Annotated in this window: 14 protein-coding genes; 11 read left to right on the top strand and 3 right to left on the bottom strand. The window is 43.6% G+C overall.

Translation table 11 applies throughout. The features are described from left to right. The first annotated feature begins 1,114 nt into the window (after positions 1-1,114). From K9J17_13515 to K9J17_13505, 3 genes are read left to right on the top strand one after another with little or no spacing between them, the layout of a single operon-like run. Complete coding sequence (locus K9J17_13515; protein MCF8277746.1) at positions 1,115-1,690, top strand: hypothetical protein; 576 nt, start codon at positions 1,115-1,117, stop codon at positions 1,688-1,690. Beyond that, complete coding sequence (locus tag K9J17_13510; protein ID MCF8277745.1) at positions 1,680-1,898, top strand: hypothetical protein; 219 nt, start codon at positions 1,680-1,682, stop codon at positions 1,896-1,898. Before K9J17_13515 ends, K9J17_13510 begins: the two co-directional genes overlap by 11 nt. Positions 1,899-1,902: 4 nt before the next feature. Next, entirely contained in the window at positions 1,903-2,298 is a 396-nt protein-coding gene (locus tag K9J17_13505; protein ID MCF8277744.1) for a protein-export chaperone SecB, read from the top strand. Positions 2,299-2,337: 39 nt separating this feature from the next. Here the strand turns inward: K9J17_13505 and K9J17_13500 are convergent, their stop codons facing one another. The 3 genes from K9J17_13500 to K9J17_13490 all read right to left on the bottom strand — a co-directional run bounded on the left by K9J17_13500 (position 2,338) and on the right by K9J17_13490 (position 4,071). Beyond that, positions 2,338-2,931, bottom strand: a complete 594-nt coding sequence (locus K9J17_13500) for a recombinase family protein (protein MCF8277743.1) — start codon at positions 2,929-2,931, stop codon at positions 2,338-2,340. 83 nt (positions 2,932-3,014) lie between these two features. After that, positions 3,015-3,419: a hypothetical protein gene (locus K9J17_13495; GenBank protein ID MCF8277742.1), complete on the bottom strand. Its 405-nt coding sequence runs from the start codon at positions 3,417-3,419 to the stop codon at positions 3,015-3,017. A 163-nt stretch (positions 3,420-3,582) separates the two neighbouring features. Further along, on the bottom strand, positions 3,583-4,071 hold the full coding sequence (locus tag K9J17_13490; GenBank protein MCF8277741.1) for a hypothetical protein: 489 nt from the start codon (positions 4,069-4,071) through the stop codon (positions 3,583-3,585). A gap of 392 nt (positions 4,072-4,463) precedes the next feature. Here K9J17_13490 and K9J17_13485 point away from each other — a divergent pair, with 392 nt between their 5' ends. The 8 genes from K9J17_13485 to K9J17_13450 all read left to right on the top strand — a co-directional run bounded on the left by K9J17_13485 (position 4,464) and on the right by K9J17_13450 (position 13,779). After that, positions 4,464-5,207 (top strand): hypothetical protein, encoded by a 744-nt coding sequence (locus K9J17_13485; GenBank protein ID MCF8277740.1) that lies wholly within the window; start codon positions 4,464-4,466, stop codon positions 5,205-5,207. Positions 5,208-5,299: 92 nt separating this feature from the next. Further along, positions 5,300-6,670 carry a hypothetical protein gene (locus tag K9J17_13480; protein MCF8277739.1) on the top strand — a complete coding sequence of 457 codons (1,371 nt, stop codon included), beginning with the start codon at positions 5,300-5,302 and terminating at the stop codon, positions 6,668-6,670. Positions 6,671-6,688: 18 nt separating this feature from the next. Then, positions 6,689-7,783, top strand: coding sequence for a hypothetical protein (locus K9J17_13475; protein MCF8277738.1), 1,095 nt, complete (start codon positions 6,689-6,691; stop codon positions 7,781-7,783). A 29-nt stretch (positions 7,784-7,812) separates the two neighbouring features. Further along, on the top strand, positions 7,813-8,421 hold the full coding sequence (locus K9J17_13470) for a hypothetical protein (protein MCF8277737.1): 609 nt from the start codon (positions 7,813-7,815) through the stop codon (positions 8,419-8,421). A gap of 8 nt (positions 8,422-8,429) precedes the next feature. Next, the gene (locus K9J17_13465; GenBank protein MCF8277736.1) at positions 8,430-10,391 is read left to right on the top strand and encodes an ATP-binding protein; all 1,962 of its coding nucleotides are present in this window, start codon (positions 8,430-8,432) and stop codon (positions 10,389-10,391) included. Beyond that, a complete protein-coding gene (locus tag K9J17_13460) occupies positions 10,384-11,655 on the top strand; it encodes a hypothetical protein (GenBank protein ID MCF8277735.1) in 1,272 nt (423 codons plus the stop codon). The genes K9J17_13465 and K9J17_13460 overlap by 8 nt, the downstream gene beginning before the upstream one ends. Beyond that, positions 11,655-12,191, top strand: coding sequence for a hypothetical protein (locus K9J17_13455; GenBank protein ID MCF8277734.1), 537 nt, complete (start codon positions 11,655-11,657; stop codon positions 12,189-12,191). The genes K9J17_13460 and K9J17_13455 overlap by 1 nt, the downstream gene beginning before the upstream one ends. Further along, complete coding sequence (locus K9J17_13450; protein MCF8277733.1) at positions 12,184-13,779, top strand: hypothetical protein; 1,596 nt, start codon at positions 12,184-12,186, stop codon at positions 13,777-13,779. The genes K9J17_13455 and K9J17_13450 overlap by 8 nt, the downstream gene beginning before the upstream one ends. Positions 13,780-13,782: the final 3 nt, after the last annotated feature.

The raw sequence follows: 13,782 nt of genomic DNA, 5'->3' as shown, positions 1-13,782 counted from the left end.
GTAAAAGAGTGGGGATCATCTGTGTTGACGGGCTTCGACCGCCCTTCTGCTATTTGGATCTTCTTCCACTCTTTCGTTCCTTCTGTTTATACTTTAAAACTAATACGAGTGCAAGCTTAGGACTACTATAAAAACAGGGTCTCATCAGTTACGCAGGGTTCGGGTTTATCTGGCCGCTCCTGTCCTGTGGGACAGGGCGAAGCAGCTAAAACCCTATTTTTCATAGCTGAGAAACGTTGGGGTCGGTTTTTTTCAAAACCGATGGAGGATTATCCAAATTTCTCAAACCGAAATTTCGAGTCTTCGCCAATGGAAATTTCAATTTTCCAAAATTGAATCTGAGTTCAAGGGTATGTTCTAACCGAGATTGAATTGATTATCTGCTGAAACCCTTTCCAAATGTTCGACATTTGTCCCTTCGGGGCTACTTAAAAACCCTCTTTCCAATTCGGATTGAGTTTTTTTTATTTGATACGTAGTAATTCACGTAGTAATTCCAAGCACAAAAAAAGAGGCTTTCGCCTCTTCTTCAATCTTAATTACCCATTTTCTTAAGGTACTTATCTACAGACTTCCTGTAGTACCTCTTTCTGTTTCCTATCCTGAAATCTGGGATGATTCTCAATTCTTTCTCTAATCCTATTAGGGTATTCTTGCTAATCTTTAGAAGACCTTGTACATCGTTAGAGGTTAATATCTCATCGTACATATCATTATCATTACACAAAACCCCTTCCACCTTCGCTTTGGGGCTTATTTCTAAAGGGTCAGCCTTCCGCCTTCCCGTGTTTCCTTCATAGGCAATTCCTTTACATGATTACATCGAGGTTGCACTTCCTACCTTCACACTATCAACCCTCTACTGCAAACAAATCATTTTTTTCGAGAATATCCACCCCTAGATTAGAACCAAGCCTTTAACCTTTTTTTCGCACCAATTGGAAACAATCTTCCTTTTTCAGCCTTTGCGAAAGCGATACCCTAAGGTTGCTTGAATGGAATAGACGTTTCCTAACGAGTGAATTGTAACCTAAATAAATTAGTCAATTGTTTATGAAACTTGGAATTGTGATATCTTGCCCCAAATACTAAGTTTCAATAAATACAGCGTAAATTGATTGGTTATCACGGAACTGACAATGAAAAGGTGGCTAGCATTTTAAGTCATAACTTTTGGGAAAGTACGAGTCGAGATGAATGGTTCGGAAGCGGTTCGTATTTTTTTGTTGAAGGAGTAAATGATTCTGCCTTGGACAAGTTGGCTGAACTTTGGGGAGTTAATGAATCATGGGATAAAAATAAAAGGCGCAATAAGTACACGGACGTAGCCGTTCTTTCGGCAAAGATTAAGGTGGAAGATGATAAGCTTCTAGACGTTACTGTACTCGATGGGCTTAAACTTTTCAATAGGTTTAGAGAACAGGTGCTAGACAAGGTTAGGCTAACAGGTAAGAGGCTTTCAAAAGAAGACTACCGAGATGCTGACGTTTTTGAAATGATAAAGAAAAATATTGGCGTCCAATTTGTTAAGGGTAACGCATATATTAAACTTGGTGACTTGCGCGTATCTTTGATTGAATCACGGATGCCAAACTGTACGATTTTAGCTGTAAGTTTGCCGCTCGTTAATATTGAACAAGCTTCGATAACTTTGGTTAAGACTTGTAAAACGATGAATTATGAATTCTAAATTGTTAAGTAAGAAAATGGATGAATTCTTTGCCAGAGTTACTGGCGAAGAATTGGTCTCTCAATTGGAGGATTTGGGTTACGATTTCTCTAAAGTTTCTGAATGGACAAGTAAAGAGGTATGCACTGTGGATGTCGTTGAACACAACGTTAAGTTCGGTGACAATCTATACCAAGCTGGAGAAAGCCTGTTTGCATTAGCCGCCTAGTGTCTTGAATATTCAGTTGCACCATACTGAAGTATTAAGTCTCGCATTACACAAAATAGTGCGTGATGAAAACTCAGGTAACAATAAGTCGTTCGAATTTGATTTCGAGGTTCTGTACCACGATGTAGAGTTGGATTTGTTTTGTGTCATATTCAAACTCATGGTTCTTCATGAGGGCGACTTCACATTGGACGTACAATACGGAGCTTGGTTTAAGCTTGACGAAAACATCACAGAAGAATTTAAAACCTCGCAATTCCCGTCAATAAATGCTCCTGCGATTGCTTTTCCGTTTTTAAGGAGTTTTATTTCGACCCTTACTTTGAATGCGGGATTTGCACCAGCAATTCTACCTTCAATCAATTTTGTTGCCTTCAATAAGAGTAACAAGGAAGGTTAGTTCTTCTTCCCTTTCAGTGTTGATGAGGTAAATTCACGATTAAACAGCCATCAGGCTCTTCACCTTCTGCACCGTTCCAAGTGATACATCAGTCAGCTTGGATGTCTTCCTAAGAGACATATTTTCCTTCAATAACTTAACCACACCTTTGTACTTGGTCAATACTTCCTCAGGTGATTCGACTGAGCCTCTTACACGCCCCTTGTAGGCACCTTTAGCCTTTGCAATAGCAATACCCTCAGCCTGACGCTCTAAGAGGGTCTCACGTTCCATTACAGCTACGTTTGCCATAACCGAAACTATAAGGTCAAAGGTTGGGTTCTTCTTACCGTTCACCATTGATTCCAGACCAAGGTTATCTACCCTTACTACCACATCGTGACTGGTAAAGAACTCTAGGGTATTGATGATGTTTTGCAAATTTCTTCCAACCCTATCAATTGATGATACCGCCACATAACTCACCTTACCGTCAACAATATCTTGTACTAGCTGAGAACCTCGTTCACGGTCATTGAAAGGCACTGACCCACTCACCACATCATTATATAATATTTCATCTGGGTGTTGCTTTGCCAATTGTCTCTCAATGTTTTGGCTTGCTGTACTGATTCGGTTGTATCGTGCTTTCATCGTTTCTGAATAACGAATCAAATATACCTAAGAGTATTAGGTATTCCTAATATTACAAGACATATAAATACTACCAAAACACATTACTTCATTTCGTCTTCCTGTATGGCTTTTTTAATCGCTTCAATTTTTTTATCGGTTTTATACATCATTGGCATTTTTTCGGTGTCAAGGTCATAAAACAAGACCCCTTGGAAATCCACCAGCAGACCCATTTCGAGAAGTTTTTGCGCAAGTGGCTCGGTCAAAACCATGTCCCTTTCAAGTACATTTCGAGCATTCTCAGACCTGTAAATTATATATTCAATGTCCGTTCTAGTAACAAAGGTCTTACTGAACGTTAATTGTCCTTTAGGGAAAACCATAAGTCTCTCAGGAACGTAGTGAAACGGGAGTGTCGCTGCTACCACCACCAGTCCAAGAAAAATAAGTTTAACGTAATTGGTTGAGCCTCCTGTCAAATTGTGGTCAGTGGTTTCTTTGCTCATCGTAGGTTTTTTAAGTCGGTTAAAGCTAGGGATATCAAGTACGTATTTATTTAATCACTACCATAGTTCATTACTAATATAGGGTGGTGGTATTTAGTACAGTCTTTTTAGAGTATCTGAACACGACCTAAATTCGAATACTATGTCGTGATATACCTATACCCTAATTATCAGGTGTATCGGTATCATTCTGTGCTGGTGGTAGTAGCCCCTGCACCTTATCTCCGATTCGCTTCGGCTCTTTAACCTCCATCAGCAAAGATTGACTTGTGGTGTTTTGTTCTGCCTCAAATAATTCTTGCGTGAGAGCGCCATTTTCTAACATACCGCTAGCATTCCGAAAGATATCACCTTTCAATTTTAGACCTTGTTCTGGGGTGATGACGGCTTTTTTAATTGCCTTATCAACTTTGGTCATAACTTCGATTGACCTCTCTATATCATCAAGGCTTTCATTAAATCGAAAAGATTTCTTACTTACGATAATTTTAAAAACATCACGAATTATTTGTGTAACGTATTCTAGTGCCTTTGCTGGAAGCTCAATAATCAACTTAACATTACTTCCACTATCAACCAATCGAAAGACAGGTTGACCTTCCAATTTAACCCCATCTACCCAATCAATAAAAACGTATGTCGCTTTTAACAATTCACTGAGATTGTAAAGTATATCACTTTTCTGCACTTATATGAACTATACAATAAACACCTAACCGAATTATCTACCTGTATTTCAACCTATTAAACCACAGAAAGACCTTTACACACCTTTAGAGGGACATTCCCCTACGGGCTACGAAACCGGACAATTCCAATTTTTCATGGATTGTCCGGTTTTCTTTTTTCCCTGAATCCCTTGTCAATACTTAGACACGGAGCGACTGCCTCGTTGATTTTCGGGGTTCGACATTTTTTTCCGTCAAATTCAGTCATTTGCTTGGGATTAGCTTTTGATGCACTAACCTAATGATCAACACCATATATAATTGGCAAAAGATTCTCCCTTGTTTTTGAATTGCGCGTGGTTTAACTTTCCCAAAAATGAGCGCAGCGATAGTATTAAACCCCGAAAAAATCATCGAGACCATTGATCGTCTTGAGAAACGGATTGCCGATCGGTTTCCTAATTCTGAGCTGAGGAGAACCTGCCAGCAGTTTCTGGAAACGGCCAGCAAAAGCAAACAGAACATCGAGTGGATTGCTTCTCCGAACATTCCATTGAGGCTGTTTTCTGCCCTATTGATCCTGATCGGTCTGGGCGGTCTGTTCTACAGCATCACCTACATAGACCTTCGCATTCAGAACACCACGCTGGCCAATGTGGTCACTATTTCTGAGGCCATTTTTAACGACCTGGTGCTGATAGGCGCAGCCATTTTCTTTTTGGTGAACATTGAATCCCGCGTAAAGCGCGGACGGGCCTTGAAATCGTTGAATGAACTGCGGGTAATTGCGCACGTTATAGACATGCTTCAGTTGACGAAGGATCCTAATCATGAAACTTCAGGAAGGTCCGACACGGAGAACTCTCCAAAACGGACACTGACCAAATTTGAGCTTCAGCGCTATTTGGATTATTGTTCGGAAGCTACAGCTCTTATAGGCAAAGTGGCTGCGTTGTATTCCCAGAGTTTGCCCGATGAGGTTGTTGTTGGTGCCGTCAATGAAATTGAGGTGTTGAGCACTGGCCTCAGCCGCAAGATATGGCAGAAGATCATGATACTCAATTCGCAAGAGGCAATAACGGAAGCCGCTACTGCAGTTTTTCCAAAATCCAACAAGTAGTTTGCATTTCGTTTGAACATGGTTTACGCTTTTGCCGCCAATACATTAGATTTGGAAGGTATAACGAACGATAAAAACTTAATCCACTAAATATGTCAGATTCATTCGACCTGCTTGATCAACTGGGAGATTCCAAGAAAGTAGAAAGCCTTAAAGCTAAAATCCAACAGAAGAAGCAAAGCAATATTGTTTCTAAACTGGATCAGATAGAAACGGAAATTGAACGTGCGGCATCAGAGCAGCGCGACCCTGCAGAAATAGTTTCCGGAATCATAGATTCAAATTTCGAAACGCTGAATGGCGATGTGACCGAAACGGAGCAAGATCTTCAAGAATTGATGCTGCACCTACGGGGAATGCTCGATTCCTGCGGAGGTGAGTTCTCCAAACTGCAGGAGCTCAATACCGAAGAATTGGCGTGGGTTGCAGCTGCCAAAAAGAAATTGGCTGAAGCAGGAACTGACCTGGAAGGTGCCAAAGGCATGAGCAATGCTTGGAACATTCTGTTCGGGTACAAAAACAGCCAAGTAGCCAAAAAAGAACAGGGGTTGGCACAGAGCGAAACCAACCTGAAAGACACGGAAGCACGCGCCAATAAGAGCTATCGCGACCGTTTGAAAAATGCCGATATCGGTGAGTCGCTGAACCGCGTGATCAGTCAAGTTCAAGGCATGGTCTCCATCATTGAAGACATGATCCTTGATGTAGAAAAGCAGATCGATGCGCTGAAAAACAGAAAGGAAATTGCCTTTGACACCAAGGAGAAGGCAGCAACCATCATGCGCGATAAAAAGAAAGAACTCGAGGATGTTGAAGCAGCGCTGAAAAATGCCGAAAATGAACTTGTGGAGCTTCCGAACAACAGCCCTGAATACACCGAACAGGAAAAGAGAATTGCGGATCTGCGCGAGAAGCGAGCAATACTAAAAGGTAGCTACAATATCGCACTTGGAATCTTCCAAAGTAAGGAGCGTTTTGTGGATCAGATCGTGATTCATCTAGAGGCGCAGACAACTACGAAGAACAACTTGAAGCAGTTGATCGGCCAATTGAAATCAGACACGGAAGAACGTGTTACGACCTACGAATCTGGTCTTCAGTTGATTCAAACTGCAACAGCACAGGAAGCCGCTTCGCTGTACGAAGAAGCAGGAGTAAAAACAGATCAGAAGATCACGGAAATTGCTGCCAAAGTGCTAGTAAGTTCCGAAAAAGACAGGGTGAATCGTGTGAAGAAGCATCCAGAGCGTATGACCGAATTGCACAAGGTATTGGTGGCCATGGCAGAGGCAACCGCCAAATACAAGGAGGAAGATGCCAAGATCATGGAGCAGCACAGCAAAAAGTTCGGTATCGATGTGAAAGAGACCTTCTCGCATCGCTATGAGAAATCGGGTGATGCGCCAGCTGCACCAGCAGAACCAAGCAAGGATTCATCGTCTGTGAACGATCTCATGAATTAATCGGTCAGACCGAAGTTCATGAAAACCTCAGAAGTAGCCGAACATTTTACACCGCTCGATCGGAGTGTGCTTGATGGCGAAAACGCTTATCAGGACTATTTCAAGTACCTGAAATTTGCGCTGGAGCAATTCATTAACTCCGTTGACAATTACCAAGGTGATGCGCCTTATGAGGCCAACATCATCAAGAGCATGTCGCAGAAGTTCTTGAACTCAATTGAAGTGCTGTCGCTGAAATACGCTTTCAATGACACACATCCGATGTTGGTGGATCTTACAGAGTCGGGATTCCCGAATCACATGGAGTTCAGACGCTTGGCAGACGACCTTACCAAACAGGCCGAGGAGTTGAAAGATGGCCAGTCGGTGGATACGCTGCGCACCTTGATCTTGGATCACATGATCCGTAGCAAAACCGAACCCGTTCGCTTGCTCAAACAGATCAGCAAGCGCACTTATTTCGAAACGCTTGATACCTGGAAACTGTTCAAGGAATTCACTTCTGGGCCGCTGGAGTTGCTATCAAAAGGTGCCGATTTCAATTGGCGTTACCTCTACAGTTGGGGCTCGTTCGATAGTGTCACCAATCGCCCATACATCTACATGCTGGTGTTCGACCATCACCGCGAAGATGCCGAAGCAGAAAAGGCATTGCGCAGCTACGGTTTTGTGGAAAGCATCCGCAAGATCACACACAATACGGCTCCGCTGAAAGTGATGATCTCCGACATCGATTCGCTCAGCGAGTTGATGATGCCGAAAGTGCTGAAACGCATCGCCATCGGGCCGATCTATGGCGAGTATTCGCAGGACGAACATCCATTTTCAAAAATGCTGAAGAAGCGATTCGACTACAGCGATTTCATCTTTCGATATGATGCGGAAGTGATCTTTTCCGTTGGGCAGCAACGCAAAGAAAGCTTCCTGACCAAAGGTGAGTTGCGACAGATCTTTTACATCGATGAGTCGAACAAGGAATGCATGGAGAAGATGATCTCCAAGTTGAACAAATACAGCATTACCAGCCACGGAGTGTGGCAATATCTGAGCGAATATCATCCAGAGGCGCTCAATGAATTGGTGGTGCCGCCATACATTTATCACGATAACTAGAATCACTTGCCATGGGAATGTTTTTGTCAATGTCAGGCGTAATTGGTCGAACTACCGAAGAAGTTGTGTCTTGCGTAAGAGATTATGCCGAATCAAAGTCTGGCGGACTTGAACAGCAAGTAGATAATGATCTGAAAGAAAACACTTGTATAATCCATGAAGGTGAAAATGGAACTGCCGTTGTTTATCCCATGGGGTTTGTTGAATGGGACTCCTGCTCACAATACATTTCCCAGCAACTAAATTGCCCGGTTTTCTCCTTCCATATCCATGATGGAGATTTTTGGATGTATGTACTTTACAACCGAGGTGATCAAGTAGATCAGTTCATTCCTATACCGGATTACTGGGATGAGAATGTCTCTGAAGAAGAAATTACTGCTCAGAAGGGAAATCCACAATTGTTGGCTGAGTTGATTCCAAAGCTTAAAGCGCAAGATGTAAGTAATTATTTGGTCAGGTGGGAATGGGGCAAAGAACCAACAAAAGCCTACCCAAACGACACCTACAACAATGAGGATTGGCAACTAATCGATTTTATGGATAAGATCCGCTTGGCTTTTCCATTGAATGACCAGTATAAACCAATTGGATCGGTTTATACATTATGGACAGATCAACTCCTTAAGGCAAACTGAAAATCTAGATGGAAAAAACAGATTCATCCTTACTGATAATCAAAGAAGAATACCTTGAAGAGTTCAAGGAAGAAATAACCACGTATTTGAAAAGCGTTGGCTGGATTACTGACGTGAAAAAGGCCAAAGGCGATATCGATCTATCGTTTCTCATTCAGGCAGGAAAAGCCTTGAACATCAACGAAACGGATGAGCTTTCCATCATCAAAAGCGCCATCCGTATCAGTAATGATCGCATCATTCTTTCCAATACTTCGAATGTCATTCTGAACGCGCTGAAGAAAGGTTATTGCATCGGTAAATACATCGCCAAGCAATATGAACGCGCATCAGGTCTGGAACTGTTGATGCAGAAGAACCGTGACGGAAGTCTGCATCAATCGGAGCTACCCGAGTTTCATGATAAATCGCAAACGCAGGCGGCCATTTTACTGATGGTAGCAGCAAACTACATTCTGTATGGGCTTCGCGATCATCGGGCAGATGAAGTCTCATCCATCAACATCGATTTCAACGGCATTCCAGAAGTAAACCTGAACCGTCCTTCCAAGGCTATTCAATGCTCGCTTTATTATTATGGCGCGTACTTGGAGCGTTCGGGCGTAGTGAATCAGGATCTTCATTTCCTCAAGATCAGTCAGCTATATTTTGAGCGTTTGAGCGAAGAATTGAAGCTCAGAAAAGACGGTTTCAAGTACGTTGACCTGTTTACCGACAATCATTACAAACTGGAAAAGACCGAGTTTGTGGTGCAAGGTTTTGAAACGATGTCGACCAATGTTACGGTTGGCATGGCGTTCAATCCTACCAAGATGGAAGACATTGTGGCCAACAAGGAAGCAAAGCATCTTTTTAAGCGCTATGCTGAACGCTTGCTTTGCTACGACATGGAAACGAAGCGGAATCCGCTGAACGAATTAGGCGGTTTGCCCAATGTGACCATGGCTGATGGAAAGCCCGGAACGGGGAAAAGCATGCTGATTGCCGCCACGGCAACCTTGCTTAAAGAGCGTTGCGATATGCTCGGGTACGACTTTCTTTTTTGGCCGTTGCCAGAGAACATCGTTTCCACATACCAAGGCGGAACGGCAGAACGCGCCATGGAATGGTTCAAGCCGATGCAAGACCCAAGCAAGATCATTTTCGCTCCGATTGATGATGCTGAGAATAACTTGGAGGAACGCACGCGTCAGGGTGTTTCGGCCGGTGTGCGTGAGTTTATCGGAGTTTTCTTGAGAAACACGGAAGGTGCTTATGCGGTCAATTACGGCAACCGTTTGATCAGCCTTTTCACCAACATTCCCGATCAGATTGATAAGGCGGTGCTATCGCGAATTCAGATGCGTGTGAAAATGGATGGAGCGGGCACCGACAAGGATTTTATCGATCAGGATTACCTGTGGTGGCGCAAATATGAAAAGCTGGAAAGTGGCTTTGTGAACTCACCTCCACCGAGTGGATACGATTACATGGCAAGTCAGAAACGAGCGGAATCGCTGAACGAACTGCTTGACCATAATTACACCTTCACGAATGAGGATGTGAAGGCCATTTTCGATGAAACAATGGCAAGTGCTGGTGTGCATTCGCACGATTTCTTCGGAGATTTCTACGCGGCCATTCAACGGAAGTATCCGTTCTTCTCATCACGCGATCTGCGAAACATTCAGAAAGCGGTAGACGCGCGCGTTATCGACTTTGACCTACCAGAGATCTGGTGGGAAAAGCCAGATGAGTTCTTCCGAAAAGCATACGACACCAAAGTGGACATGCTGAAAGTGTTGATGAAGGAAAATCTGAAAGATTCGAATTTCTCGCAACTACGATTGTACGAAGCATTGAATTACGTGGAAACTTCCATCCGTATTAACGAAACGGGCATCAACCGCGAGATAAAAGAAGCTGCCAAGCGACTTTTCATCCAAGGAGAAGCCCGAGATCTGGCAAGCAAAGGGCAGATCCATGATTAAGCTCAGCGAATCAAAACTGTTTGGCGATCGGCTGTATTACATCGACAATACGCTGATGCAGAAGCGGTACAATCGATGTTTGGAAGACATCGGAATAGCGCCTACCGAGCTCAATCAGTTTCATGTTGATGGTTGGGGTTGGAGTCCTGAAATAGCAAGAGAAAAGGACGATCGATTTTATCTTTCTCACGGTGTTGCCAACCCATTTGCCATCATCATTTCGCCCGATCAGAAGGATTGTCCAGTGTACATGCCATACCACACCTTCGATTGGGAAATTCACAGGCGTGTTTTTGAGAATTATGCGTTGCAAATTGAGGACATCACCTCGCTGAATGCCATCTGGTTTGAACTCGACCAGAACATCAGTTCGTATCGCACGCCACAAGATCTGTTGATGATGGAAGTGGTGAATTTGAAGTTCAACGTGGCGGGCGATTTGGCCGCGGCTGCTGCCGAACAAAAGGCACTTGTCAACCGATACATGAACGATCCGCGAGCTTGGATGAACTCGAAATTGCGCGAGGCAATCATTGAAAGCAGCAAAAAGCATGGCGACCTGCGCTATCGGAATTTGGAGTTGCCAGACTTTCCGTTCTCGAATATCACAGCTTTTTACACCTTGGCGTTCAACGGTGTTTTCGTGTTCAAAAAGGTGATGGGTGGCAAGCCGATCATGATTTTCGAAGATGATGCTTCACAGCTGAGTGGAGACAGCGGGCATTTGCATGTAGAGTTCAATATGAAGGATTTGAGTTTCATTCCCTACCTCTACAACTTAGATCTTTTAGATAGCGAAACCGATTTCTTTCAGGAACATATTGAACTGTTGGAACTACAGTTGGAGCATATGATCGTTTCAGCAGCCATGGAGTTGGATGATACTATTCCGGTGGGTCAGATGACGCCCACGCAGCGTAAAGGACTGATAAGCAAATTGGAGAAAGCGAAACTGTTAGATGATCGCTATTTCGAACTCGAAAAGGTGGTCAATAAGTTGATCAATGGTGGGCAGGAAAAGCCGAAGATCTCAGAGAATCTGAATCAGTTTATGCTCCAGCCACACACTCGAACAAGCCCTGAACAGAAGCGGGTGCTCTGGCATCTTATCTCAAAAATTCAGAACAACAATCCTGTTCTTCAGTTTGCTTTTGATAAGACTGCATTTTACCACGATTATCAAACTTGGAAAGAACCCATGAAAGAATGGGCTATCAATAGTATCTTAAAACACCGAGGCATTTACTCTAAACTCATCAAATAATGGATACGCTACTCGCCTTTTTCATCGGTCTGGCATCCGGTATCGTTTACTACTTCTTCGATTACAAAAGCATGACCAAGAGTTATCGGAATTGGTATAAACTCACCCACAAAGACCCGATGCCCGATGACCTGGAACAAGGCTTCGTATACGCACAGCCATTCTCTGGAAAGCTTTACAGCGCCATTTTTCTCGCAGTCATCATCACTGGCATTGTCATTCTCACTGGTAGCGCCAATATTCTCATACAACTATTGTATGGTGTGTTCATCACTCTTGGGTTGATGGTTGCATTCTATGTTGCTCCGCTGATTTTTAGACATGCGCCAAGCAACCTATCCAAACTGAAAAGCAAACTCGACCAGATCGATAAAATGGAATCTGATCTTGGGGTGAACAAGATTGAAGAGAAGCCCAAACCTATTGAAGCCATCAAACAAGAACGGGAACCAGACAAAAAACCTGCGGATAGCGCGAAGGACAAACCGAAAGATGACGATTGGCGAAAAGGCATAAAAGGCTACGTGAATGACTGACCAGATTCAAACTCCAGACGAGGAAAAAAACCACGTTTATTGGTTCTTCTTCAACCTCAGAACAAGAATCGGAAGCGGTGTAAAAGCTTGGATGAAACGCCATCCAGTTTGGGTAGCCATCATCATGATCGTATTGCTTTTCACGCTCGTTGTCGACCGCGCCACGTTTCAACCGATTCTGCTTGCCATTCGCCAGTATTTGGCTCTTGTGGTGCTGGTTCTTTTGGTGTTCGGGCTTTTCATTCTTTTTGTGCGAAAACGAACATGGAAACGAGCCATCGTTCCTTCTATTTTGTTAGTGGCTTTTCTGGTGCTCAGCTTTTTTTCAGGTCCTTATATCCACAACTACTTCAGCCTCTACATCCATTATTCAAGTTTGAATAAGGTTGAATTGAGCGAAATTCCTGTGTCAGGTCACGAACGGATTCAGCCTGTAAATTCCATTCGAACACTCATTAACCAAGAAGCACTGAGCGAGACAGAAGATGCCACGCAACCACGTTTCACAAAAGGTGCTGATGGCAACTATTACTTCACGGCTGCCGTTGGGCCTGCAACGAATTATTGGATTCAACGCTTTAGCAAACACATGTACGAGGTGCTGAATGTTCCTGCTTATCTGCCATCACCTGTTTTTGACAGTAAGCATCGCGCAAAGGTCAATTTCGAGATTGGCGAACAGTTACTGTTTAGCCACAAAACGGAGAATGCGGTGGTAAAACGTTTTGGGGTGAATGAATTCCTGAACTGCGAGCCAGCGGCTCCACTTTATCTGCAAGACGACAGCGGTAATTGGGTGCAAGTGGTTCCGATTGTCAGATGGAAAGGTTTTCTCTTTCCACGTCCTGTTTTCGGAGGTGTTTACGTCATTCAGCAAGAAGGTGGAAGCGACAACTACTTGAAGCGTGTTTTTCTCGGAAAAGGAGATTTTCTTTCGCCAGAAGAACTGCTCAAGCACAAGTATCTCGTTGGACAGAACCTACAGCCTTTTAAAGCGCTGAATTACACGGCCAATAGCTTCAAATTCGCCAACGGATTTTTAGCTCCATTTCCCGGTTATCACGAAGGTGATGTGCGGATCCCTGAAGTGGCAAGTGATCAGAATCCGATGCCGTTCATCACTTACTTCACCATAAAAGGAGAAGGAAAACTCTACAACTATTTTGGCATGGAACCTTATGAGGAGAACAAAAAGGGTTTGAGTTTGAGCCTTTTCATTCCGGGCGATAATGATCACACCGTGTATTTTATCAATCACCGAAGCGAGAAGTACATCGGCAGCGGAGCCATTTCTGCCAAAATTGTGGAGAGCAAGAAAAACTACGATTGGTCGGTGAACTATCCGGCCGAATCTCGCCCGTACGTTCGTAATGTTGACGGCAAAACGCGTTTCTTTTGGCTGAGCACCATCGTGTCACGGGCAGGAAAGAACGAAGGTGAGTACATCGGAGGAAGCATTCCAGAGATATGCCTGACCGATGCCGTATACGGCAAAGTAACTTGGATAGCACAGGATTCGCTTATGGACTCAGAGTCTTGGCTGCGAGAGGCTGAGAGGCAGATGAAGGGTTATTGGGATTCGGAATAGAAC

The organism is Flavobacteriales bacterium, from assembly GCA_021739695.1.
Lineage (GTDB): Bacteria > Bacteroidota > Bacteroidia > UBA10329 > UBA10329 > UBA10329.
Note: the sequence above shows the minus strand (reverse complement) of the source record. Positions and strands in the feature narration are given on the sequence as shown.